Origin of the sequence: Phreatobacter sp. AB_2022a (assembly GCF_026847585.1) — a bacterium.
Classification (GTDB): domain Bacteria; phylum Pseudomonadota; class Alphaproteobacteria; order Rhizobiales; family Phreatobacteraceae; genus Phreatobacter.
In genome coordinates this window covers 109,777-133,346 of the sequence record NZ_JAPSET010000016.1, presented here as the reverse complement: position 1 = coordinate 133,346, position 23,570 = coordinate 109,777, and the positions used below count along the sequence as shown (strand labels likewise).

General features: G+C 70.0%; 23 protein-coding genes. 8 read left to right on the top strand and 15 right to left on the bottom strand.

All coding sequences use genetic code 11. The features are described 5' to 3' along the window. Nucleotides 1-83: 83 nt before the first annotated feature. From OZ671_RS13975 to OZ671_RS13935, 9 genes are all read right to left on the bottom strand, one after another. Nucleotides 84-1,553 carry an efflux transporter outer membrane subunit gene (locus OZ671_RS13975; RefSeq protein WP_268861317.1) on the bottom strand — a complete coding sequence of 490 codons (1,470 nt, stop codon included), beginning with the start codon at nucleotides 1,551-1,553 and terminating at the stop codon, nucleotides 84-86. Between the two features lie 466 nt (nucleotides 1,554-2,019). Beyond that, nucleotides 2,020-2,796, bottom strand: a complete 777-nt coding sequence (gene soxA, locus OZ671_RS13970; RefSeq protein WP_442957083.1) for a sulfur oxidation c-type cytochrome SoxA — start codon at nucleotides 2,794-2,796, stop codon at nucleotides 2,020-2,022. Beyond that, the gene (gene soxZ / locus OZ671_RS13965) at nucleotides 2,793-3,110 is read right to left on the bottom strand and encodes a thiosulfate oxidation carrier complex protein SoxZ (protein WP_268861315.1); all 318 of its coding nucleotides are present in this window, start codon (nucleotides 3,108-3,110) and stop codon (nucleotides 2,793-2,795) included. Before soxZ ends, soxA begins: the two co-directional genes overlap by 4 nt. A 3-nt stretch (nucleotides 3,111-3,113) precedes the next feature. Beyond that, the gene (locus OZ671_RS13960) at nucleotides 3,114-3,605 is read right to left on the bottom strand and encodes a SoxY-related AACIE arm protein (protein WP_442957082.1); all 492 of its coding nucleotides are present in this window, start codon (nucleotides 3,603-3,605) and stop codon (nucleotides 3,114-3,116) included. Then, a complete protein-coding gene (soxX, locus tag OZ671_RS13955) occupies nucleotides 3,571-3,990 on the bottom strand; it encodes a sulfur oxidation c-type cytochrome SoxX (protein WP_328286361.1) in 420 nt (139 codons plus the stop codon). Before soxX ends, OZ671_RS13960 begins: the two co-directional genes overlap by 35 nt. Then, the gene (locus tag OZ671_RS13950; RefSeq protein ID WP_268861312.1) at nucleotides 3,983-5,263 is read right to left on the bottom strand and encodes an NAD(P)/FAD-dependent oxidoreductase; all 1,281 of its coding nucleotides are present in this window, start codon (nucleotides 5,261-5,263) and stop codon (nucleotides 3,983-3,985) included. The genes soxX and OZ671_RS13950 overlap by 8 nt, the downstream gene beginning before the upstream one ends. Next, nucleotides 5,260-5,592 carry a c-type cytochrome gene (locus OZ671_RS13945; protein ID WP_268861311.1) on the bottom strand — a complete coding sequence of 111 codons (333 nt, stop codon included), beginning with the start codon at nucleotides 5,590-5,592 and terminating at the stop codon, nucleotides 5,260-5,262. Before OZ671_RS13945 ends, OZ671_RS13950 begins: the two co-directional genes overlap by 4 nt. An 8-nt stretch (nucleotides 5,593-5,600) precedes the next feature. Further along, on the bottom strand, nucleotides 5,601-7,757 hold the full coding sequence (locus OZ671_RS13940) for a xanthine dehydrogenase family protein molybdopterin-binding subunit (protein ID WP_268861310.1): 2,157 nt from the start codon (nucleotides 7,755-7,757) through the stop codon (nucleotides 5,601-5,603). A 13-nt stretch (nucleotides 7,758-7,770) separates the two neighbouring features. Beyond that, on the bottom strand, nucleotides 7,771-8,235 hold the full coding sequence (locus OZ671_RS13935) for a (2Fe-2S)-binding protein (RefSeq protein ID WP_268861309.1): 465 nt from the start codon (nucleotides 8,233-8,235) through the stop codon (nucleotides 7,771-7,773). 806 nt (nucleotides 8,236-9,041) lie between these two features. On the opposite strand from OZ671_RS13935, the gene nikR reads away from it, so the two are divergent. Beyond that, complete coding sequence (gene nikR / locus OZ671_RS13930) at nucleotides 9,042-9,494, top strand: nickel-responsive transcriptional regulator NikR (RefSeq protein WP_268861308.1); 453 nt, start codon at nucleotides 9,042-9,044, stop codon at nucleotides 9,492-9,494. 6 nt (nucleotides 9,495-9,500) lie between these two features. On the opposite strand, the gene OZ671_RS13925 is transcribed toward nikR, so the two are convergent. Both OZ671_RS13925 and OZ671_RS13920 read right to left on the bottom strand, forming a co-directional pair. Further along, nucleotides 9,501-10,202, bottom strand: a complete 702-nt coding sequence (locus OZ671_RS13925) for a GntR family transcriptional regulator (protein ID WP_268861307.1) — start codon at nucleotides 10,200-10,202, stop codon at nucleotides 9,501-9,503. A 46-nt stretch (nucleotides 10,203-10,248) separates the two neighbouring features. Further along, on the bottom strand, nucleotides 10,249-11,640 hold the full coding sequence (locus OZ671_RS13920; RefSeq protein ID WP_268861306.1) for a flagellar biosynthesis protein FlgA: 1,392 nt from the start codon (nucleotides 11,638-11,640) through the stop codon (nucleotides 10,249-10,251). A gap of 129 nt (nucleotides 11,641-11,769) precedes the next feature. On the opposite strand from OZ671_RS13920, the gene OZ671_RS13915 reads away from it, so the two are divergent. The 6 genes from OZ671_RS13915 (at nucleotide 11,770) to OZ671_RS13890 (ending at nucleotide 17,953) form a co-directional block, all read left to right on the top strand. Further along, on the top strand, nucleotides 11,770-12,807 hold the full coding sequence (locus OZ671_RS13915) for a 4-hydroxythreonine-4-phosphate dehydrogenase PdxA (protein ID WP_268861305.1): 1,038 nt from the start codon (nucleotides 11,770-11,772) through the stop codon (nucleotides 12,805-12,807). A 77-nt stretch (nucleotides 12,808-12,884) separates the two neighbouring features. Further along, nucleotides 12,885-13,883 carry a tripartite tricarboxylate transporter substrate binding protein gene (locus tag OZ671_RS13910; protein WP_268861304.1) on the top strand — a complete coding sequence of 333 codons (999 nt, stop codon included), beginning with the start codon at nucleotides 12,885-12,887 and terminating at the stop codon, nucleotides 13,881-13,883. Nucleotides 13,884-14,008: 125 nt separating this feature from the next. Next, a complete protein-coding gene (locus OZ671_RS13905; RefSeq protein WP_268861303.1) occupies nucleotides 14,009-14,485 on the top strand; it encodes a tripartite tricarboxylate transporter TctB family protein in 477 nt (158 codons plus the stop codon). A gap of 13 nt (nucleotides 14,486-14,498) precedes the next feature. Next, nucleotides 14,499-16,010, top strand: a complete 1,512-nt coding sequence (locus OZ671_RS13900; protein WP_268861302.1) for a tripartite tricarboxylate transporter permease — start codon at nucleotides 14,499-14,501, stop codon at nucleotides 16,008-16,010. Between the two features lie 105 nt (nucleotides 16,011-16,115). Next, nucleotides 16,116-17,039: a dihydrodipicolinate synthase family protein gene (locus OZ671_RS13895; RefSeq protein WP_268861301.1), complete on the top strand. Its 924-nt coding sequence runs from the start codon at nucleotides 16,116-16,118 to the stop codon at nucleotides 17,037-17,039. A 134-nt stretch (nucleotides 17,040-17,173) separates the two neighbouring features. Continuing rightward, a complete protein-coding gene (locus OZ671_RS13890; protein ID WP_268861300.1) occupies nucleotides 17,174-17,953 on the top strand; it encodes a hypothetical protein in 780 nt (259 codons plus the stop codon). Between the two features lie 69 nt (nucleotides 17,954-18,022). On the opposite strand, the gene OZ671_RS13885 is transcribed toward OZ671_RS13890, so the two are convergent. Together OZ671_RS13885 and pimC are read right to left on the bottom strand one after the other, a co-directional pair. Beyond that, entirely contained in the window at nucleotides 18,023-19,171 is a 1,149-nt protein-coding gene (locus OZ671_RS13885; RefSeq protein ID WP_268861299.1) for an acyl-CoA dehydrogenase family protein, read from the bottom strand. Nucleotides 19,172-19,263: 92 nt separating this feature from the next. Then, on the bottom strand, nucleotides 19,264-20,463 hold the full coding sequence (gene pimC / locus OZ671_RS13880; protein WP_268861298.1) for a pimeloyl-CoA dehydrogenase large subunit: 1,200 nt from the start codon (nucleotides 20,461-20,463) through the stop codon (nucleotides 19,264-19,266). Between the two features lie 221 nt (nucleotides 20,464-20,684). On the opposite strand from pimC, the gene OZ671_RS13875 reads away from it, so the two are divergent. Beyond that, a complete protein-coding gene (locus tag OZ671_RS13875; RefSeq protein WP_268861297.1) occupies nucleotides 20,685-21,437 on the top strand; it encodes an SDR family NAD(P)-dependent oxidoreductase in 753 nt (250 codons plus the stop codon). 82 nt (nucleotides 21,438-21,519) lie between these two features. On the opposite strand, the gene OZ671_RS13870 is transcribed toward OZ671_RS13875, so the two are convergent. Then, complete coding sequence (locus tag OZ671_RS13870; RefSeq protein ID WP_268861296.1) at nucleotides 21,520-22,884, bottom strand: ATP-binding protein; 1,365 nt, start codon at nucleotides 22,882-22,884, stop codon at nucleotides 21,520-21,522. After that, nucleotides 22,881-23,543 (bottom strand): response regulator, encoded by a 663-nt coding sequence (locus OZ671_RS13865; RefSeq protein ID WP_268861295.1) that lies wholly within the window; start codon nucleotides 23,541-23,543, stop codon nucleotides 22,881-22,883. The genes OZ671_RS13870 and OZ671_RS13865 overlap by 4 nt, the downstream gene beginning before the upstream one ends. Nucleotides 23,544-23,570: the final 27 nt, after the last annotated feature.

The following is a 23,570-nucleotide window of genomic DNA, read 5'->3' as shown; positions in this document are numbered from 1 at the left end:
CGGCACGACATGGTTCGTCCACCAGTAATAGCCACCGGCCGCCGCGGCGGCGAGAAGCAACAGGACAAGGCCGGTCGAGCGCTTCACGGGGTGGGTCTCCATTGCGCATCCGCCTGCGGCACGACCACGCTGCGTGACGTTTCCGGCGTCCAGCCGCCGCCCAGCGCCTGGAACAGCTGGACGGAAGCCTGGGCGCGCGCGAGCCGGGCCTGGGCGAGCGCATCCTCGGACGAGAATAGCGTCTGCTGGGTGTTGAGCAGAGTCACGATGTCGATGGTGCCCGCCGCGATCCGGTCGTCGGTGATGCGGAAGGCGCGCCGGGCCGCAGTGACCGCCTCACCCTGGAAGCGCACCTGCTCGGCGGTCTGCTTGAGGCCGCTGAGGCCGTTGCTGACATCCGACAGCGCGGTCAGCACCACCTTGCGGTAGTTCTGCAGGGCTTCGTCCTGCAGGCCGCGCTGCAGCTCCAGATTGCCGCGCAGGGTGCCGGTATCGAAGATCGTCTGGGTGGCGCTCGCCGCGACCGAATAGATCATCGATTGCGGCTCCAGCAGCAGGCGCAGCGCATTGCTCTGAAACCCGCCCTGCCCGGTGAGGCTGATGGTCGGGAAATAGGCGAGCCGCGCCGCCCGGATATTGGCGTCGAGCGCGGCGAGCCTGATCTCGGCGGCCTTGACGTCGGGCCGGCGCTGCAGCAGGTCGGACGGCACGCCGGGCCTGACCGCGGGAATGGCGAGGCTCGCGAGGCTGCCGCCGCGCGGCGCGAAGCCCTGCGGTGTGCTGCCGACCAGGATGGCGAGCGCGTTGCGCGTGACGGTGATCTGCTGGCGCAGGCTGGGCGCCACGGCCCGCACATTGGCGGTCAGCGCCTCCTGCTGCGAGATCTCGAAATCGGAGACGGTGCCGGCGGTCGCCCGCGACTTGATGGCGCCGAGGATGCGGGCGGCCGACGCGGCGTTGCGTTCGGCGATCGCCAGCCGGTCCTGCAGCGTCAGGAGCTGGAAATAGGTCGTGGCGACGGTTGCGGCTGTCACCAGCGCCACATAGTCCTTGTCCACCAGGCTTGCCGCGGCGCTCGCCTGCGCCGCCTCGAGCAGCGTGCGGTTGCGGCCGAACACGTCGAGAATCCAGCTGGTGCTGAGCAGGGTCGAGAACGAGCTCGTCTCGAAGCCGGACAGCGAGGAACGCGCCCGGCTGCCGCTCGCTGTGCCGTTGAGGGTCGGCAGCAGCGGCGCGCGGGCGGTCATGATCTGGGCTTCGGCCTGGGCGATGCGGGCGATCGCCGCCTGGATGTCGAGATTGCGGTCGAGCGCCGTCTCGACCAGCGTGGTCAGGGCCGGCAGGCGATAGGCGCGCCACCAGTTCGGAGCGATGGTGCCGGCCTGCGGCGCCGCCTCGGCATAGCGCGCCGGCATGCGGAAGCCGAGATCGCGGCTCGGCGTGTCGGTGGTGCAGCCCGAGACGAGAAAGCCGGCGGCGACCATCGTCAGTACGCCGGCGCGGCGCGATTCTCGTGCGAAATTCTGGCCAATGCGTTCGACAACCGTTGCCATAGTGCAGATCTGTTGCGTCCCAAATCGGCCAGCCAGAGAAAATCCGTCCATACCCGCAGGTCATGTCGCAGCGCCGGCACCGGCTCTGCATACGGCCCTTAGATTGCACGAAACTCATCTGCTAGCGTCATTACAAATTGTCCATCAAGTATCGTGTATCATTGCGTTTCCGGTTGTCGCGAACGCTCCGGCCGGCGCATCGCTATTCCTGACGTCGAGAGGTGATTCGTCCACAGCTTTGCGTGGGGATCGCGGCCGACGGCGGCACCAATAAGGCAAGGCCGCGCGCCGCCGGATCGCGGCGGACACCTCGCCGGCCTGGCTCTCGGACCGCGCGTCGTCGCGATCGGTGGTCGGAACGTTCGACCGGAGGAGGTCGAGATCGGCCAGGACGGACAGCGCGCTCGGGCCGGCGGGCCGATGCTTCAGACCAATCTCGAACCGGCGGCGCCCGGCGATGCCCGCTTCAGGGCCTCACCGCCGGCGTTTCCACCAGCAGCCCGCCGCCACGGGTCGCAAGATGAAGTTCAAGCGCGATCGCCTCGTCCGATCCGGCCGGAAACGGCTCCGCCCGCACGCCGGTCATGCAATTGCGCAGCCGGCGGTAGAACGAGCCGAGCGACTGCCATTCCAGCCGATAGAGCGGGTAGCCGTTGGCGTGCCCCTGCGGGATCAGGCTGCTGCCGAGCCTGCGGCCCCAATGGTCGTCGTGGCACTGGCTGCAGGAGAGGTCGAGCTGGCCCATGCGCCGATGATAGAGTTCCCGGCCGAGCGCCCGCGCAGCCTCGAGCCTCGCATCCGCGGGCGAGGCCACCGGCAGCCCGCGCGACTGCATGCCGACGAAGGCGGTGAGCGCCAGCATGTCGGTCGCGTCGGACGCAAGCGGGGCCTGGCCCTGCCGCTCCGTCCGGCAGCGATTGATCCGCCCCGTCAGGTCGATCGGCCGCCCGGAAGCGGCATCGAAGGCCGGATAGCGCGCGGCGACGCCGCGCATGCTCGACGATGCCTCGCCATGGCAGGCCGCGCAGGCCGCGCCGCCGGGCGGCACGCCGTTCCAGAGCGCCTCGCCGGCGCGCACCGCGAGCATGCCGGGATTGGACAGGTCCTCGCGCTGCATGGCCTGGATTTCCGGCTGCATCTGGCCGAAGCCCGAGACGCGTTCGGCCGGCGCGATCTCGCCGGCGCCGGCTGCGAGGCCGCAGGCCGCAAGAACCAGGAAGGCGGCTGCGGTCCGCACGGTCAGGCCACGGTGATCGCGACGCTTTCGCGCCAGACCGTGCCCTTCTCGTCGGTCCATTCGAAGGCGATCGGGCCGCTCGCGGTCGCGACCGTCGAGAACACGATGAACGGATTGGCGGCGACCGCCTGGGTCAGGTCCATGCGGAACACCTCGGCGCCGTCATAGCGGCAGGTGAACAGGCGGATGATGTCGCGCGACACCGGCCGGCCGGCATCGTCGCGCCCGTAGCCCGTATGCATGGGATGCGAGATCAGTGTCTTGATCTCGATGATGTCGCCGGCGCGGGCGCTTTTCGGCACGTTGAGCAGAGCGGCCATGGCCTAGCCCTCCAGGCAGGCGGCGAGCGTGACGATGACCTCGGCGCTCGCCGACCAGAACGTTCCGTCGCTCATCCGCGCGATCGCGGTGAGGCGCTGCGTGTCGGCCAGCCGGATGCGGGTTGCGAAGGTGGCCCGTCCGGAGCGCGGGCCGAAATAGCCGGTGGCGACGTTCGGCTGCGGGTTCTTTTCGTTGAACACGGCAATGGCCGTGACGTGATCGGCCGCCGTCATCGGGCTCTCCGCGCTCACCGTCAGGGGCACGGCATTGCCGTTCTCGACGAGCGGCGGGACATCGAGGCGGACCCGGCCGGCGGTCACCGGAGCGCCGCCCGTGAAGGCGGCGATCGCCGCGGCCATGGCATCCGGCGTTGCCTGCGCGGGCGGCGCGACGGCGAGGATCACGAGCCCGGCCCCGGCCGTCAGGCAGAAACGGCGCGACGGCACGCCGGCCGCCGGCTCAATCCTTGAGGCTGGCGAGAAAAGCGACGACATCCTCGATCTCCTGCGCGGTCAGGATGGTGCGGCCGCGCCAGGACGGCGCGAGCCGGTTGAAGCCCTGCTCACGAAAATAAGGCGGCATGATCGTGTCCGGGTTGAGACGGGCCGCGTCGACGAGCCGCTCGCGCAGCTGCGCCGCGCTCCAGCGGGCACCGGCACCGTCGAGTGGCGGCGCGAGGTCGCCCATGAACCGCTCCTCGGGAAACGGCCCGCGATGGCAGAGCAGGCAGAAACTCTTGCGCCGGTCGGCGACGATGGCCCGGCCACGCGCGGCATCGCCCGGATCGCCGGTCAGCGGCGCGAGACCCGCGCCCCCGGCACGCGCCGGCGCGGCAGCCGCCAGAATTGTCAGCATGACCAGGAGGCGGGCGCTAGCCATAGACATCCCGGGTGATGGTATCGAACCAGGCCTCGGCATAGCGCGCCTCCGCCCGGCGGACGTCGCGCGGGGCATCGAGCGGGCTGGTGCCGCCGGCGCCGTCGATATCGGCGAGAAGGCCGTTGGCCGGCCGGTAGACGCCGGCAACGGAGATGCCGTAGTCGGGTGCCACCAGGCTGTAGCAGGTGTTGATCAGCCGGACCTCCGGCGGGGTCCGGCCGGCCAAAAGCGCCGCCACCGCTTCGGCGCAGGCCTTGCCCTGCGCATGGGCGGCGAAGGCGGATTTCGGCATGGCACCCATGATGCCGGCATCGCCGACGACATGAATGCCCGGCTTCAGCCGCGACTCGAAGGTGCCGGGATCGATCGGGCACCAGCCGCTGCGATCGGCGACCCCGGCCAGCCCGGCAATGCGCCCCGCCCGCTGCGGCGGGACGACATTGGCGACATCGGCGCGGTGCCGGGCGAAATCGGTGACCAGCACCCGCTCGGCGGGCTCCACCGCCGTCACCGTGCCGCCGGCCGACTGGCCGACCCATTCGATGAGCCCCGGATAGAGCTCGGCCCAGGCGCGCTGGAACAGGCGCTGCTTGGAGAAGGTGTCCTTGGCGTCGAGCAGGATCAGCTTGGAGCGCGGCTTGTGCGCCTTCAGATACCAGGCGATCAGGCTCGCCCGCTCATAGGGGCCGGGCGGGCAGCGATAGGGATTGGCCGGCACGGCCATGACCACCGTTCCGCCATCGGCCATGGCCTGGAGCTGGCGCGCCAGCAGCGTCGTCTGCGCCCCGGCCTTCCAGGCATGCGGCATGAGCTCCGCCGCAGCCTCGTCATAGCCGGCCAGCGCCTGAAAATCGAGGTCGATGCCCGGCGCCAGGACCAGGCGGTCATAGCCGAGCCGGCGGCCGCCGGCGAGCGTCACCTGGCGTGCCTGCGCGTCGATGCCGGTGGCGCTGTCGATGGCGACCGTGACACCGGCCCGCTTCAGGCCATCGTAGCCGAACTGCTGCTCGTCGAGCGCGCGCAGGCCCGCCACCACCGCATTCGACAGCGGGCAGGCGAGAAACGTCGCATCGCGCTCGACCAGCATCACCCGGTGGCCGGATCCGGCGAGCGCCCGCGCGACGGTCGCGCCGCCGAAACCGCCGCCGATCACCACCACCTGCGCGGCGCCCTGCGCTCGCCCGATCCGCGGCGCGGCAAGCAGGGCGCCCAGCACGGCGACATCGCGGCCATGGCGAAGCAGGCTCCGCCGGTCGGGCCGAACAGCGGTCATCGCGGCGCCTCCTGAGCGAACCAGGCAGCGAGCGCGTCGATCTCGCCCTCGGAAAAGCCCCTGGCGATCCGGTCCATGACCGTGGCCGGCCGCTCGCCGGACCGGAAGGCCCGCATGGCCGCGGCAAGCTGCGCCGCCGGCATGCCCGATATCGGCGGCACCTCCGCGCCCGGCCCCGGCGGATGGCAGCCGCCGCAGGCGAGCGCACCGGGCGGCGGCGGAGCCTTGCCGCCGCCGTTCGGCTGCGCCGCCGCCATCGCCAGCCCGGCCAGCAGGACCGGAACGGCAAGCGCGGCAGCGCCGCGATCGGCACGCTTGGGGCGGGCCACCGGCCGCCTCAGGCGAGCTGCTGGTTCTTCAGCGGCACCGAGCGGATGCGCTTGCCGGTCGCCGCGAAGATGGCGTTGAGCACGGCCGGGGCCGCCACCGCGATGGTCGGCTCGCCGACGCCGCCCCAGAAGCCGCCCGAGGGCACCAGCACGCACTCGACCTTCGGCATCTCGTCCATGCGCACGACATTGTAGCTGTCGAAGTTCTCCTGCTCCATGCGGCCGCCCTTGACCGTGCACTCGCCATAGAGCAGCGCCGAAAGCCCGTAGGCGAACGAGCCCTCGATCTGCGCCTCCACCTGCTGCGGATTGACCACGTAGCCAGGGTCCGTGCCGGCGACGATGCGGTGGATCTTGAGCCGCCCCTCCGTCACCGACACTTCCGCGCAGGCCGCGATATAGCTGCCGAAGGCCATGAGATGGGCAAGCCCGCGGAACACGCCCGACGGCGCCGGCGTCGCCCAGCCGGCGCGCTCGGCCACCGCGTTCAGCACGGCGAGGTTCTTCGGATTGCCCGCCATGATCTCGCGCCGGAAAGCGAGCGGGTCCTTGCCGGCCGCATGGGCGAGCTCGTCCACGAAGCACTCGACATAGATGGCGTTCTGGTTGGCGTTGACGCCGCGCCAGAAGCCCGGCGGCACCGGCGGATTGCGCATGGCATGATCGACCAGCAGGTTCGGGATCGTATAGCCGAAGGCGGCTTCCCCGCTCGGCGCCACGCCCTGGAACACCACGCGGTCGACGCCGTTCTGCATGTTCTGCGGCGCAAGCCCTGCCAGGATCGACTGGCCGGAAATGCGCATGTGCAGCCCGACCAGCTTGCCGTTCGCATCGAGCCCGCCGGTCATCCTGGCCTGGGTGATCGGATGATAGCGGCCATGCAGCATGTCCTCCTCGCGCGACCAGAGGAGCTTGATCGGCGTGCCCGGCATTTGCCGCGCGATCAGCACGGCCTGGCGCACGAAATCATGCGTCGCGCCGCGCCGGCCGAAGCCGCCGCCGAGATGCAGCTTGATCACGTCGCATTTCTGCACCGGCATCTCGGCCGCCGCCGCGGCGGCGGCAAGCGCCGCCTCGCCGTTCTGTGTCGGGCACCAGACCCGGCACGCGTCGGCGGTGACCAGCGCCGTCGCGTTCATCGGCTCCATGGTGGCGTGGTTCTGGAACGGATAGCGGTAGGTCGCCTCGACCGTCTTGGCCGCGCCGGCGATCGCCTTCCTGGCGTCGCCCGCCTCGTTGCCGACGAAGGCCTGCGGCGCGGCGAGCCCTTCCGCCAGCATCGCGTCGATGCTGGCGCTGCTCACGCCGGCATTCGGCCCCTCGTCCCAGACGATGGGCAGCGCGTCGAGCGCCGTCTTGGCGCGCCACCAGGTATCGGCGATGACGGCCACCGCACTGTCACCGACCGCCACCACCTTCTTCACGCCCGGACGGGACGCGACGGCGGCCGCGTCGAAGCTCTTCACCTTGCCGCCGAAGACCGGGCAGTCGCGGATCGCCGCATTGAGCATGCCGGGCATGGTCAGGTCGGCGCCGTAGACCTGCCGGCCGTTGAGCTTGTCGGCGGTATCGAGACGCTTCAGCGGCTGGCCGGCGATGCGCCAGTCCTTGGGATCCTTCAGCGGCACGTCCTTCGGCGGCGTGATGCGTGCGGCGGCCGCCGCGATCTCGCCATAGCTGACCGATCGGCCGGAACCGGCATGGCTGATGCGGCTCTGCGCGGCCCGGCATTCGGAAGCCGGCACGCCCCATTGCTGCGCCGCCGCCGCGACCAGCATGACGCGCGCTGCCGCACCGCCCTGCCGGACATAGTCCTGGCTTTCGCGGATGCCGCGGCTGCCGCCGGTCGAATAATTGCCCCATACGCGGTTGCGGGCGAGGTTCTCGCCCGGCGTCGGATATTCGGTCGTCACCTTCGACCAGTCGCATTCGAGCTCCTCGGCGACGAGCTGGGCGAGTCCGGTCAGCGTGCCCTGCCCCATTTCGGAGCGGGCGATGCGAATGACGACCGTGTCGTCGGGCTTGATCACCACCCAGGCATTGATTTCAGGCGTGCCCGCCTGCGCCTGCGCTTCGCCGGCAAAGGGCACGTGGAAACCAAGGCTGAAGCCGGCGGCCGCAGAGCCGGCGACGAAGCTGCGGCGTGACAGGGCGGACAAGGTCATGGCGCTCTCCCCCTCAACCGCGGCGCGTGCCGCCGTCGGCGGCCAGATGGATGGCCGCGCGTACCCGGTTGTAGGTGCCGCATCGGCAGATATTGGTGATCTCCGCGTCGATATCGGCATCGGTCGGTTTCGGCTTCGCCGTCAGCAGCGCCGCCGCCGCCATGATCATGCCGGACTGGCAATAGCCGCATTGCGGCACGTCGAGCGCCGCCCAGGCCTTCTGGACCGGGTGCGAGCTGTCGGGCGACAGCCCTTCGATGGTGACGATCTTCTGGTCCGCGCCGACCGCGCTCACCGGCATCGAGCACGAGCGCACCGGCTGGCCGTCGATATGCACGGTGCAGGCGCCGCACTGGGCGACGCCGCAGCCATATTTGGTGCCGGTCAGCCCCACCTGCTCGCGCAGCACCCAGAGGAGCGGCGTGTCGTCCTCGACCGTCACGTCGACGGTCCTGCCATTGATCGTCAGTGTCGGCATCACGCTTTCCCCTTCTGGCCGGCGGTCGTTCGACGCGGTCGTTGCGCGACTTGGCTTGTCGGAGCGGGGGATTGGCGGGCTTGGCGCCGCGCAATCCCTGGCCCAGCAGACTGGAACCCTTTCAAAAAGTCTGCGGCCGGTTGCGGGGAAGCGTCAATCGGGCGGGCGGCGGCATCAATGAATTGTGATGGCGGCGCCTGCGGCCGAGGATCGTGCCACTATCAAGCCGGCTTGATCCAGCGCGGGTCGAGCACCTTCACGTCGGGCTGACGGTCGAGGCGATCGCTCACCTCGCGCTCATCGGCCCGCGAGGCCCCGGACGCCAGAAAGGTTTCGGCTGCCGCTTCGGCTCATCGACTTGAAAGGCCGCGATGACGTCGGGGGCGGCAGCGAAACTGCTGGTGGAGGCAAGGCAGGGGAGTTGGCGTCGACTGCCGGGCGCATATGGCCGCGCCAGGCGGCTTCGACCGCGGCGCGCCGGCCGGCTCGGCGCGATGCTCGATGAGCGGGGCATGCATGGCGAAGCCTCTTCCGGACGGGCCGTCGCGCGGCCTTCGACGACACGACCTCGAGGCCTTGCGGGATGTGACATTCAAGCGAAAGACGGGCCGGAGCGCCGGCCTCCGCGCCCGCCGCTGGCACAGCTTCACCCGGCGAGCCACATACTGCCCGTTTCAGCCGGTCGCCCGGCTCAACCGAGAATAGCCGACATACGTGTTTTTGCCTGCATGATCAGTCGCTTGACGCCATAGCTCGGGCTGCCGAAGCCGGCTAGGATCATGCCCCGTCACCATAGGATCCAGCCCGTGCAGCGTATCACCATCAGCATCGACGATGATCTCCTGGCGGCGATCGACCGGTTCAGCGACAGGCGCGGCTATGCCAGCCGCTCGGAAGCGCTGCGCGACATGGTCCGCGAGGCGGCGCTGCGCGAGGACATTGCATCGGAGGACGATACGCCGAGCATTGCGACACTCACCTATGTCTATGAGCATCATACGCGCGACCTCGCCCGCCGCCTGACCGAGGCTCAGCACGCCCATCACGACCTCTCGGTGGCCTGCCTGCACGTCCATGTCGACCACCGGGACTGCCTGGAGGTGGCGGTGCTGCGCGGCGGAGCCCGGACGATCCGGCGCTTCGCCGACACGGTGGTGACCCAGCGCGGCGTCCGGCACGGCCAGCTGCAGGTCATTCCGCTCGGCGAGGCCCATGACGGGCACGATCACCCGCACGCCCACGACCATCGGCACCGCTGACGCGCGTCAGATCACGTCGCGCACGCGGGCCAGCGAGGCGTCGAGATGCCGGCCGATGACCGCGGCCAGCCGGTCGGCATCGCGCGTGCCGAGCGCCACGACCATTTCTTCGTGCTCGGCCACCGCGCCCGCCCATTTCTGCGGCTCGCCGTGACCGATGAAGCGGGCGCGCTTGATCCGCGACTGCAGCATGGTGTGCGTCTCGGCCAGCACGGCATTGCCGGAAGCCTCGACGATGGCGCTGTGGATCGCCTGGTTGAGCTTGAAATATTCGAGGCGGTTGCCCGCCTCGTAGAAGCCGAGCATGCGCCGGTGCATGGCGGCGATGGCGGCGATCTTGTCCGCGCTCGCCCGCTCGCAGGCGAGCCGGCCGCCGAGCTGCTCGATCGACTTCAGCACTTCCAGGATCTGGAACAGGTCGTTCTCGCTGAACTTGCGCACCACCGCGCCCTTGGCCGGCACGACCTCGACGAGGCCTTCGCTCGCCAGCGTCTTGATCGCCTCGCGCAACGGCGTGCGCGACACGCCGAGCAGCGCCCCGACCTGCACCTCGTTGATCCGCGTGCCCGGCGCGAGGCGCCCCTCGATGATCATGTCGCGCAGATGGTTGACCACCTCGCCATGCAAGGTGCGGCGCGCGATCGGGACGATCTCGCCGAGGCGCGCTTCGTCGGGCGATGCCGGGCGCTCGAGTGGTCTGTCGTTCAACGGTCCCGTCTCCCCCGCGAGGCTGTCGCTGGCCTCAGGCGTGCATTTAGGCGAACAGCGCGTCCTGCCGCAAACGCAGGGCGAACAGCGTCGACGCCTCGTCCATGCCGACATCCCGCAGCCGGATCGGCTCACCCGCCCGGACCGGCCGGACGAGCGGGCGGTCGGCGACGAGGTAGAACGGCGCGGGCTGGTCTCCGGCAAGCGGCGCGGCCGGATGCATCTCGGCACGCACGCCTTCGATCGTGTGATGATGGCCGCTGGCGGTCAGCACCGTGCCGGCGGCAAGGTCGCGCTCGGCGAGCGCGACGAGATCGATGCGCGGGCGATAGTCGTCGCCGTAGCCGGAGCGGCCGAGACCGGCCGCATCGAGCACGCTGGTCGCCGCCTCCAGACCCAGGATATGGCGCGGCAGGTAGAGCATGGCGGTTTCGCCCGAGTCGCTGACGACATGGCCCTTGGCGGCCAGCATGTCCCAGCTCGTCCGGTCCTGGCAGCGCACAACCACGAAGACGCCGCCGGCGAAGCTCGCCTCGTCCGGCGCGCGCAGGTGATGGAACACGTCGAGCCGGCCCGACCCGGCGACCAGTCCGCCCCGGCGGCTTTCCGCGAAGAGGCCCGCAACCTCGGGAATGCGCGCGACCGGCGCATGGAGGTCGGGCCTGTCGGGCACGAGGCCGGTGGCATTGGCGACCACGGTCAGCTCGCAGAGATCCGGCACGGCCCTCAGCGGAAAGGCCGAGCCGACGATCCGCGCACGCAGGGCCGCGGCCGCACCGGCATCGGCATCGGCTTTGCCGGGGCTCCAGGCTTCGGCGAGGCCGGCCAGTGGCCGGACCACGCCGTTGCTGGTCAGCGTGCCTGCGGCGCGATCGAAGACGAAGTCGTATTCGCTCGACTTGCCCGCCGCGACCACCGGCAGGCCCAGCACCTCCGCCCAGGTGACGAGGCCGATCAGCAGGCTCGGCTGGTCGCCGTCGACGGGCGTCACCACCAGGCCGCGCTCACGGGCAAGCCGCGCGAGGCCGGGGCCACAGACGCTGTCGGTTTCCTTCGAAACGAGGGCGACGTGCCGGCCCGCCTCGATCGCCGCCAGCGCGTGGCCGGCGGCCGCCTCCGGATGCCCCGTCGCCTCCACCAGAACCTGGAACGGCAGGTCGATGACCGCGGCGAGGCTGTCGGCGGCGACGTACGAGCCATCGTGCCAGGCGGCCCGCGCGGCGCGTGCATCCGCGCAGATGCGGATGCGGTCGGGCGCGATGCCGGAGAGTGCGAGCGCGCGCGCCGCGGTCGCCGCGTCGCGGTCGACGGCGATGCGCGCATTCATCAGCCGCACATGCTGGGCCTGGGCCATGAAGCTCTGCCCGAAGCCGCCGCTGCCGATGACACAGGTTTCGATCGGCGCGCGGATCGAGCTGTAGAGGCTGTGAAAATGCATGGGTCGCGCCCCTCCCGAAGGCCCTCGGCCATGGCGGCTTGACCCGCCGCTCGTTCTCTGTACTGGATATTGCATACAGAATACTGAACGCGCAATGTCCCCTTCAAGGACGCGCAGGAAGAGGCGCCGATGACAGCCGAGGCCGTGGCAGGGCCGCCCACCATAGCGATCGCCATGGGCGATCCCGCCGGCATCGGCGCCGAATTGCTCGCCGCTCTGCTCGCCGCTCCGGACCTGAGGAACGCCGCGCGCTTCATCGTGTTCGGCGACAAGCGCATTCTCGACGCGGGCGCAGAGGTTGCCGGGGTCGATCCGGCGGTCGCCGTCGCGGCGGTCGATGCCGAGTTCGCCCCGGCCGTCGGTCGCCCGCTGCTCGTCGATCTCGGACATCTCGGCCCCGACGAGGTGACGCCGCGCACGGCGACCCTTGCCGGCGGCCGCTTCGCCACCGAGAATTTCCGGCACGCGCTGCGCCACGCCGCAGCCGGCAAGGCCGATGCAGTGTTCTTCACGCCCTTCAACAAGGCCGCGATGCGCTTCGCCTATCCGGGCTATGACGACGAGATCCGCTTCGTCCGCGACGCGATCGGCTTTGACGGCCCGGCAAGCGAATTCAACATCCTCGAAAATCTCTGGAACGCACGCGTTACCTCGCACATTCCGCTCAGCGGCGTATCGGCTGCCATCACCGAGGAGCGCATTGTCAGGGCGCTCGCGCTCTGCGACCGGGCCATGCGCGCCGCCGGCTTCGCCACGCCGCGCATCGCGGTCGCCGGCCTCAATCCCCATGCCGGCGACGGCGGCAATTTCGGCCGCGAGGAGATCGACGTGATCGCACCGGCCGTCGCCAGGGCCAAGACGGAAGGTTTCGCGGCCGAGGGCCCCTTCCCGTCGGATACGGTGTTCCTGCGCGCCCGCAACGGCGATTTCGACGCCGTCCTGACCATGTATCACGACCAGGGCCAGATCGCGATGAAGCTGATGGGCTTCGACCGCGGCGTGACGCTGATCGGCGGCTTCCCCTTCCCGATCTGCACGCCGGCCCATGGCACGGCCTATGAGATCGCCGGCCAGGGCATCGCCAATCCCGGCGCCAGCCGCGCCGCCCTCAGCCTCGCCATCCGCATGGCGCGGGACGCCGTGAAACGGAGTGCCGCAGCGGCCTGATCGGCCGGACGTGCCTGCGCGGACGGCCGAGCCAACGGCCGCCGCGAAACTGAAAATCTCATCAGGGAGAAGCGCCCATGTTCAAACTGGCCCAGAGGATCGCCGCGGCGATGCTCGGTCTCGCCGCCCCGGCGGCCGCGGCTCACGCCGCCTGGCAGCCCTCGCGCCCCGTGGAATTCGTCGTCACCTCGTCCCCCGGCGGGGGCACCGACAATTTCGCCCGCGTCGTCCAGTCGATCATCGCCAAATACAAGCTGATCGACCGGCCGGTGGTGGTCGTCAACAAGGGCGGCGGATCCGGCGCGGAGGGCTATATCTACGCCCGTACCGTAGCGAGCGATCCGCACAAGCTGATCTTCGGCACCAACAACGCCTACCTCCTGCCCTATGTGGCGCGGCTGGCCTACCGGCAGGCCGACCTCACGCCGGTCGCCGGCATGGCGCTCGACGAATTCATCCTCTGGGTCAACGCGGCGTCCGATTATCGTTCGGCCCGCTCCTTCATCGACGCCGTTCGCGCCCGGCCCGAAACGATCAAGATGGGCGGCAGCCAGTCGCGCGACACCGACCAGACGCTGACCTCGATGATCGAGGCGGCGAGCGGCGTGAAGTTCATCTACGTGCCGTTCCAGGGCGGCGGGGCGGCGGCCAACCAGCTCGCCGGCGGCCATATCGACGCCAATACCAACAATCCGAACGAAAATATCGGTCAGTGGAAGGCCGGTCAGGTGCGGCCGCTCTGCGTCTTCTCCGCGCAGCGCCTGGCGAGCGGGCCGCGGGTGACCGCCGATATGGGCTGGGCCGACATCCCGACCTGCCGCGAGGAAGGCATTGCCATCGAGCGGTTCCAGATGCCGCGCACGGTCTGGCTGCCGGCCAATGTGCCCGCCGACGCGGTCGCCTTCTATGCCGACCTCATGAAGAAGGTCAGCGAGACGCCGGAATGGCAGGACTACATTGCCCGCACGGTGCAGACCAATGCCTATATGGCCGGTGACCAGCTCCGCGCCTTCATCGCCGAGGACGAGGCCAGGAACCGCGCCGTCTTCCAGCAGCAGGGCTGGGTCGTCCAGTAGGGCGGCGCCTTGCGCCCGCCGCGCGCGGCACCCCGGCACACGGCCGGGCCGCGCACTGCGCATGAAGGACACCATGGTCGCGGCCGGCGGCCCTGTCGGCCGCCTGCCTTGCCCGGAGCCAAGCCATGATCTCGCGCTTTCATGCCGAACTCGCAACCGCCGCCGCGACGGCGGCCTTCGGCCTGGTCATCGCAGCCGGCGCCACCGAATTCGGCACGGGCTGGGGGCCGAGCGGCCCGGAGCCCGGCACCTTCCCCTTCTATATCGGGCTGATGATCGCAGCCGCGAGCCTCGTCACGGTGACGCAGGCGATCATCGGCCGTTCGGCGCTCGGCGCGGTCTTTCTCACCCGCGCGCAGCTCGGCGCGGTCCTGCGCTTCGTGCTGCCCTTCATCGCCTTCGTCGCCGTCTCGGCGGTGCTGGGTCTTTATGTCGGCACCGCGCTCTACATGTTCGGCACGCTGGCGCTGCAAGGCGGCTATCGCTGGCCGCTGGCCGCGGCCATCGCGCTCGGCCTCGCGCTGTTTCTCTATCTCGTGCTCGAATGGGCCTTCCAGGTGAGCCTGCTCAAGGGGCCGCTCGAAGCGGCTCTCGGTCTTTGAGGAGCGCACCGGCATGGACGGACTGAACGCGCTCCTCAACGGTTTCGCGGTCGCCTTCACCAGCTATCACGTGGCGCTGATGGTGGCCGGCGTGCTGCTCGGCATCCTGGTCGGCGTCCTGCCCGGCCTCGGCGCGCCGAACGGCGTCTCCCTGCTGCTGCCGCTGACCTTCACCATGGACCCGGTCTCGGCGATCATCCTGCTCACCAGCATCTATTGGGGAGCGCTGTTCGGCGGCTCGACGACGTCGATCCTGTTCAACATTCCCGGTGAACCATCCTCGGTGGCGACGACCTTCGACGGCTATCCGCTGGCCAAGAAGGGCGAGGCGACCGCCGCGCTCAGCTATGCCTTTCTCTCCGCCGGCTTCGGCGCCTTTCTCGGCATCATGCTGATCACCACCCTGTCGGGCTCAGTCGCGCGCTTTGCCATGCGCTTTTCCTCGCCCGAATTCTTCGCGGTCTATTTCCTGGCCTTCGCAAGCTTCGTCGGCCTCAGCAACGCTCCGCCGCTCAAGACCGTGGTCTCGATCGGCATCGGCTTCGCGCTCGCCGCCATCGGCATGGATTCGGTCTCCGGCAGTCTGCGCCTCACCTTCGGCCGCGACGAGCTGATCGCCGGCGTCAGCTTTCTGGTCGCGGTCATCGGCCTGTTTGGCATTGGCGAACTGATCGTCACTGTCGAGGAAGGCACCAAGCTCGACGGCATCCGCGCCCGTGTCTCGCTGCGCGACGTCATGCGCACGGCGGCCAGCCTGCCGCGGCACTGGATCGCGCTTCTGCGTTCCGGCCTCGTCGGCATCTGGATGGGCATCACGCCCGGCGGGCCGACGGCCGCCTCGTTCATGAGCTATGGCCTCGCCCGCCGCTTCTCGCCGAACCGCGACAGGCTCGGCACCGGCGAGCCGGAGGGCATCATCGCCCCCGAAACGGCCGACCACGCTGCCGGCACCAGCGCCATGCTGCCCATGCTGGCGCTCGGCGTGCCCGGCTCGGCCACCGCCGCGGTCATGCTCGGCGGCCTGATGATCTGGGGGCTCAATCCCGGCCCCATGCTGTTCGTCGAGCGGCCGGACTTCGTCTGGGGCCTGATCGCCAGCATGTATCTCTCCAACATCGTCGCCGTCGTGCTGGTGCTCGCCACCGTGCCGGCCTTCGCGGCCATCCTGCGCATCCCCTTCGCCATCGTCGGTCCGGCCATCGTGGTCATCTGTTTCGTCGGCGCCTATACGGTCGCCAGCCGCCCCTTCGACCTCTGGCTGGTGCTTGCCTTCGGCGCCGTCGGCTATGTCTTCAAGAAGCTCGACTATCCGATCGCGCCGCTGGTGCTCGCCATGGTCATCGGCGACAAGGCGGAGGATGCCTTCCGCCAGTCGCTGATCATGTCCAAGGGATCGCTCGGCGTCTTCTGGTCCAATCCGCTGGTCGCCGGCCTGATGAGCGCCGGCATCCTGCTGCTCGTCTGGCCGCTCGTCGGCCGTCTCGCCGGCGCCATGCGGGCCGCACCATGGACGAGCAGGGAGTAGCGAATGGCGGGTGGGAATGTGCGCCGCGCTGGCCGCCACCGCCTCGGTCGTTCGCTGCCCTGCTCGCCATTCGCCACGCGCTACTCGCCCCAGGAGCACGAACCGATGTCAACCTTCCCCATCTACAAGGGCGTCTTCCCGGTCGCCCCGACGCCGTTCCTCGACAATGGCGATCTCGACCGCGAGGGCATGCGGCGCGTCCTCGACTGCATGATCGACCAGGGCGTCGACGGCCTCTGCGTGCTCGCCAACTATTCCGAGCAGTTCGTGCTGACCGATGCCGAACGCGACGAGCTGACCGGGCTTTGCCTCGACCATGTCGCGGGCCGGGTACCGGTCATCGTCACGGTCAGCCATTTCTCCACACGCATCGCCGCCGAGCGCGCGGCCCGGGCGGCCAAGGCCGGCGCCGCCATGCTCATGCTGATGCCGCCCTATCACGGGGCAACGCTGCGCGCCGACGAAACGCGGCTGGTCGAGCATTTCGCGCGCGTCGCCGAAGCTGGACCGCTGCCGATCATGCTGCAGGACGCGCCGCTGTCGGGCGTCGCGCTGGGCGTGCCGGCGCTCCTTCGCCTCGCCCGCGCCGTGCCGAGCGTCTCCTATTTCAAGATCGAGGTGCCGGGCACCGCAGCCAAGCTGCGCGGCCTGATCGAGGACGGCGGCGCGGCGATTGTCGGCCCCTGGGACGGCGAGGAATCGATCACGCTGATGGCCGATCTCGACGCGGGCGCCACCGGCACCATGTCGAGCGCGCTGCTGCCGGACCTGATCAAGCCGGTCGTCGCCCACCACGCCGCCGGCCGGCGTACGGATGCGGCGGCGCACTACCAGCGCATCCTGCCGCTGATCAACTACGAGAACCGCCAATGCGGCCTGCGCGCCGCCAAGACCGTCATGCAGGCCGGCAAGGTGATCCGCTCGGACCATGTCCGCCATCCGCTCGACGCGCTGCATCCGGCGACCAGGGCCGGCCTCCTGGAGCTCGCCGGCGAGCTCAAGCCGCTCGCGCTGACCTGGGGCCATTGACGCGGCCGATGGTCATCTTTCTGCCGGATCGGCATCGCACCAGTCCGTCGAGTCCGCCGATCGCGTTTGCGAGCAAAGTGGGTACCGGTTCGTAAACGCAGCAGGATACCGCCGGCGGCCGCTGGAGATGCCCCATGTCGCCACGTGCCGCTCTCTCGGCCGGCCTGCTTGCGGTCGCCCTCGGCGCCCTGCTCGCCGCGACGCCGCATGTCCGCGCGGCGGGCCCGGAACGGATGGACCTCACGATCTATGTCAAGGGTGATCTCATCGCCCGTGGCGGCGTCATCGTGGTCAACCCGGTTCCGGTGCCGCCTGAGCAATGGCGGGCCGCCGTCACCGCGACCGCGCCAGGCCTGCCGCCGCCGGCGGATCTTGGGTCGCCTCCGGCCGGCGAGGCGCGGCTGACGCTCGCGGTGGAAAGCCGCTACGCCAATGTCCAGTTCCTGTTTCCCGAAGGCACGCGCTACACCTATCGGCTCCGGCCACACCCGGACGCCCGTGCGCCGGCGCCGCCCGGTGTCCAGATCCTCGAGGTTGCCGGCGACCACGAGCTGAGCGTCGGCTTTGCCGGCCAGCAGACTTCGGGCGACAGGACGATCCGGATCCCCGGTCCAGACACCGACGAGCGCGATGCGCGTGTCCTGGCGGTCATTGCCCGGGATCGGTCGGCGCTCCAGCCCCGGATCGCATGCGCCGCGCAGCCGGCCATCCAGCTCTGCACCTTTCCGCAGGCCGACTGGCCCGCCATCACCGAGCGCTGGCGCAAGCAGAGGCTGGCGCTCGACCGGGAATACCGCCGCATGGAACGGCTCGACGAATGCCAGCAGGCCGCCGAGCGCGACGGCCGGCGCCGCAGCGCCTGCGAGCTCGTCAGCGGCGAGAACGAGGAACCGCGCTACGAATACCGTCCCTGACGCGGCACCGCGGCGCAAACGCTGCGATGCGGCGACGGGTCGATACCAGCCGATATCGCGGACGATCGATCAGGCCGCGACCAGCTGACCGAACTCGGCCACCTTGGCGAGGTGATGGTCGACATCGCCGAACAGCGCGTCGATCATGGTCAGCCGCTTGAAATAGTGGCCGGCCTTGTACTCCATGGTCATGCCGATGCCGCCATGGAGCTGGATCGCGCCCTGGCCGATGATCTTGGCCGACCGGCCGATCTGCACCTTGGCGGCCGAGGCCATGGCGCGCCTCTCGGCCTCGTCCGGCTCGGACGCCGTCATCGCCGCGAGCATGGCCATGGACCGCGCCTGCTCCAGCGCCACGAACATTTCCGCCGCGCGGTGCTGCAACGACTGGAAGGCGCCGATATTGACGCCGAACTGCTTGCGGGTCTTCAGGTAGTCGACCGTCATGGCCTGCAGTTCGTCCATCGCGCCGACCGCCTCGGCGCTGAGCGCGGCGATGGCCTCGTCCGCCACCCGCTCGACCACGGCGAGGCCCCCTTCGGGATCGCCGAGAATGCCTTCCGGCCCGACCCGCACGCCGCTCAGTGTGACCTCGGCGGCATGCGTGCCGTCCTGGGTCGCGGTGTCGCGGCGGGTGAGGCCGGGGGCATCGCCCGGCACCAGGAACAGGCCGATACCGCCCCGGTCGCGGCGGCTGCCGCCGGTGCGGGCGGTGACGACGAGCATGTCGGCCGTTCCGCCGTTCACGACCACGGCCTTCTCGCCGTCGAGAACATAGGAGGAGCCGTCCTTTTTCGCCGTCGTCGAGACGTCGAAGAGGTCGTAGCGCGAATGCCGCTCGGTCGTGCCGAGGGCGAAGGTCCGCGAGCCCTCGACGATGCCGGGAATGTGCGCGGCCTTCTGCTCGGCCGAAGCGGCATGGCGCAGCACGCCGCCGCCGAGCACGACGGTAGCGAGATAGGGCTCCAGCACCAGAGAGCGGCCGAGCGATTCCATCACCAGCATGGTCTCCACGGCGCCGCCGCCGAAGCCGCCGTCAGCCTCGTCGAACGGCAGGCCGGTGAGGCCGAGTTCGGCAAACTTGGCCCAGACGTCCCGGGAGTAGCCACCCGGCTGGGCGGCGTAGGTCTTGCGCTTCTCGAAGTCGTAGGCGTCGGCCAGGAAGCCGTCGATCGAGTCCTTCAGGAGGCGCTGTTCTTCGGTCAGATCGAAATCCATCGTCGTTGAGATCCTGTTCGGCCCGTCACAGGGCGCAATGGAGGTCATCGGGGCGAACGGCGCGGCCTGCGCAGCATCCGCCCCGCGCGTCGTCAGAGCCCGAGGACGGCCTTGGCGATGATGTTTTTCTGGATCTCGTTCGACCCGCCATAGATCGACACCTTGCGGGTGTTGAAATAGGTCGGCGCGATGGTCTCCGCCCATTCCGGCCCGATCGGCGGCTCGTTCGAGCCGTGATCGTCCTCCGGCGCATAGGGCGCGGCATGCGGGCCGATCACCTCCATCAGCAGCTCGGTGGTCGCCTGCTGGAGCTCCGATCCCTTGATCTTGAGCACGGAGGATGCCGGATCGGGCTTGCCCTTGGCGCGCCTGGCCTCGGCCGCGATCACCCTGAGCTGGGTGATTTCAAGGGCCTTCAGCTCGATCTCCACCGCCGCCACCTTTTCGCGGAAGCGCTGGTCCTCGATCAGCGGCCGGCCGCCGCGCTGCTCGATCGCGGCGAGCTCCTTGATACGCCGGATGCGCTGCTTGGAAATGCCGATGCGGGCGATGCCGGTGCGCTCGTTGCCGAGCAGGAACTTGGCATAGTCCCAGCCCTTGTTCTCTTCGCCGACCAGGTTCTCGACGGGCACCTTGACGTCGTCGAAGAACACCTCGTTGACCTCGTGGCCGCCGTCGATCGTCTGGATCGGCTTCACCGTGATGCCCGGCGTCTTCATGTCGATCAGCAGGAAGGAGATGCCGAGCTGCTGCTTCACCGTCGGATCGGTGCGGACCAGGCAGAAGATCCAGTCGGCATACTGGCCGAGCGTCGTCCAGGTCTTCTGGCCGTTGACGATGTAGTGATCGCCGTTCTTCACCGCGCGCGTCTTCAGCGAGGCGAGATCCGATCCGGCGCCGGGCTCGGAGAAGCCCTGGCACCACCAGTCGTCGAGATTGGCGATGCGCGGCAGGTAATGCGCCTTCTGGGCGGCGTTGCCGAAGGTGGCGATGACCGGCCCGACCATGGTGATGCCGAAGGCGAGCGGCGGCGGCGAGGGCGCCATCATCATCTCTTCCTGGAAGATGTACTGCTTCACGGCGCTCCAGCCGGTGCCGCCGAATTCGACCGGCCAGTGCGGCACACCCCAGCCATGGGCGTTCAGCGTCTTCTGCCAGAACACGATGTCGTCGCGGGTGGCGTGATGGCCGGCGGCCAGCCGGTCGCGCAGCGCCTTCGGCAGGTTCTTGTCGATGAAGGCCCGCACTTCCTTGCGGAAGGCCAGCTCCTCGTCGGTGAACTTCAGTTCCATCTCCGTCCTCCCTCGATCCCGGGCAACGCGGCCATCGGCGCGACATACCCGTGCGAATGTTTCTTGGCCGCATTCAACCGCCATGCGGGCGCGCTGGCAACAGGAACCTGCGTGGCAGCCCTGCCTCATGGGCTCACCTCGACGCCTTGCGGCACGGGCACTCGCCGCTAGTCTCTGCCTTTCGACGGAGGGCCGCCGGCCCGTTCGACCAGGAGCATCCCATGGCATTCGATTTCAAAGGCAAACGCGTCGTGGTCGCCGGCGGCAGCCGCGGCATCGGCCGATCGATCGCGCTCGGCTTTGCGGAGGCCGGGGCGGATGTGTCGATCTGCGCGCGCAATGCGGCGGGCCTTGCCGCGACGTCGGCCGAGCTCGGCCGCTTCGGCGGCAAGGTTCACGCCGCGCCCTGCGATCTCGCCAGCGCCGAGGCGATCGCGGCCTATGTGCCGGCTGCGGCCGAGGCGCTCGGCGGCATCGACATTCTCGTCAACAACGCGTCCGGCTTCGGCCAGGGCGATACGGAAGCCGGCTGGGACGCGGGCCTCAAGGTCGACGTGATGGCCGTCGTCCGGGCGAGCCATGCCGCCGAGCCGTTCCTCGCCGCGTCCAAGGGCTCTTCGATCGTCAACATCGCCTCGATCTCCGGCTTCCGCCCGTCGCTGCGCACCGCCGCCTATGCCGCGGTCAAGGCCGCGGTCATCCACTACACGACCTCGCAGGCCGCAGCCCTCGCCAGAAAGGGCATCCGCGTCAACTGCGTCGCGCCCGGCTCGATCGAGTTTCCGGGCGGTCTCTGGGAGCAGCGCAAGACCGCCGACCCCGCGCTCTATCAGCGCACGCTCGCCGCCATCCCCTTCGGCCGCATGGGCAGCCCCGAAGAAATGGCCCATGTCGTGATGTTCCTCGCCTCGCCCTATGCGAGCTGGGTCACCGGCCAGACCATCGCCGCCGATGGCGGGCAGTTGCTCGGCTGAAACCGGACGGGCGCGCGACACGCGGCGGCCCGCCCCCCAAACATGTCACGGGGCCGGCGCCGTCGATGATCTCGGCCAAAGGCTAACCGGCGGATGGACCCGGGCCGCCCGGCGGCCAGAGCAGCGCGGCCTCCAGCCCGGGGCGGTCCGTGCGGTTGCGCAATTCGAGACGCGCGCCGAGGCGCCGCGCCGCCGTCTCGACGATGGTGAGGCCGAGGCCGGTGCCGGCGGCCGGGCTGTGCCGGCCGCGATAGAAGCGTCGCCGGACGAGGCCGAGATCCTCGTCCGGAATGCCCTGCCCCTCGTCGCGCACGACGATGCCCGCCGCGCCCGGGACCATCGTCCAGGTCACCGTGCCGCCGCCAGGCGTGTGATGCAGGGCATTTTCGTGCAGGTTGCGCAGGGCGAGCGACAGGCTCTCCCGCTCGGTGGTGAGCACCATCCGGTCGAGCGCGGGATCGATCACCACGTGCACCGTCCGCGCCGGGAGTGCGCCGTGCTCGTCGATCTCGCGCAGCACCTCCCCGATGGTGACGCGGCCGACGGCAAGCCCCGGCCCACCGGCTTCCAGCCTGGCGAGCGCCAGCAATTGCCGGACGAGCGCGGTCATGCGGTCCACGGACACGACGATCTGCCCGAGCGCGCCCGCGCGGATCGCGGGATCGCTGGCCGCCCGGGCGATCTGCGCCTGGGTCTTCAGGCCGGCGAGCGGCGTGCGCAGCTCGTGGGCGGCGAAGGCGGTGACGTCGCGCTCGTGGCGCCACGCCGCCTCCACCTTGGCCATCAGGCCGTTGAGCGCAACCGCCAGCGGCCGCACCTCGGCCGGCGTCCGCGCCGTCTCGATCGGGCGGACGTCGTCGGCCCGGCGCGCCGCCAGCTCGCCGGCCATGACGGCCAGCGGCCTGAGACCGCGGCCGAGGCTGAGCCAGATCAGCGCGCCGAGCGCCGGAATGACGACGAGTCCTGGCGCAAGCAGGCCGAAGAGAAGGTCGTTGACCAGTTTCTGGCGCAGGCTGATGCGGTCGCCGACCATCACCCGGAATCCCTTGGCCGGATCCTCGACGGCATAGACACGCCAGGTCTCGCCATCCACCTGCCGGTCGGAGAAGCCGGCGGCCTGGTCGCTCAGCTGGCTGTCCGGCGCGCCGACGGAACGGCCGACGAGACGGCCGTCGAACGACCAGATCTGGCAGGAGAGCTGGCGCGTATAGAGCGCCGGCTCAGCTCCGGCATCGGCCGCCACCGCGGCGGCGGCCGCGTGGGCGACCGTCATATTGCCGTTGGCGACCAGCGAATGGATCATCCGGGCGGCTTCCTGCAGCCGCGCGTCGAGGACGCGCGTCAGCTCGGCGCGGCTGCAGACCAGGATCCAGGCGGTGGCGCAGAGCCAGATGGCGCCGGTCGCCAGCACCAGGATGACGAACAGGCGGCCGCGCAGCGAGGTCATGGGGCGGTCCTCATGCGATAGCCGATGCCGCGCACCGTCTCGATGGCGCCGCGCCCGATCTTGGCGCGCAGGTGGTGCACATGGACCTCCACCGCATTGCTCTCCACGTCCTCCTGCCAGCCATAGAGGCGGTCTTCGATCTCGGCGCGCGAGCGCACGGTGCCCGGCCGCTCCATCAGGGCGGCGAGCACCGCGAATTCCCGCCGCGACAGCGCCACCGGCCGGCCGGCGACGCTGACCGAAAGCGTCGCCGGATCGAGCGCGATGCCGGCCGCGCGCATGACCGGCTCGGCCCGGCCAGCCCCCCGGCGCGCCGCGGCGCGCACCCGAGCGGCGAGCTCGTCGAGATCGAAGGGCTTGCCGACATAGTCGTCGGCGCCGGCATCGAGGCCACGGATCCGGTCGGCGACCTCGTCGAGGGCGGTCAGCAGCACGACCGGCGTGCGATCGCCGCCGCGCCGCATGGCGGCGAGCACGTCGAGCCCCGATCCGTCGGGCAGCATCAGGTCCAGCACCACCGCCTCGAACCGCGCCGCGGCGAGCGCGGCACGGGCATCGGCGCAGGTTTCGACCACGTCGACCGTCGCGCCGCCGAGGCCGAGGCCGACCTTCAGGCCGTCGGCGAGCACAGGATCGTCCTCGATCACCAGAATGCGCATGGCTGTCGCTTCAACACCTTTTGTTCT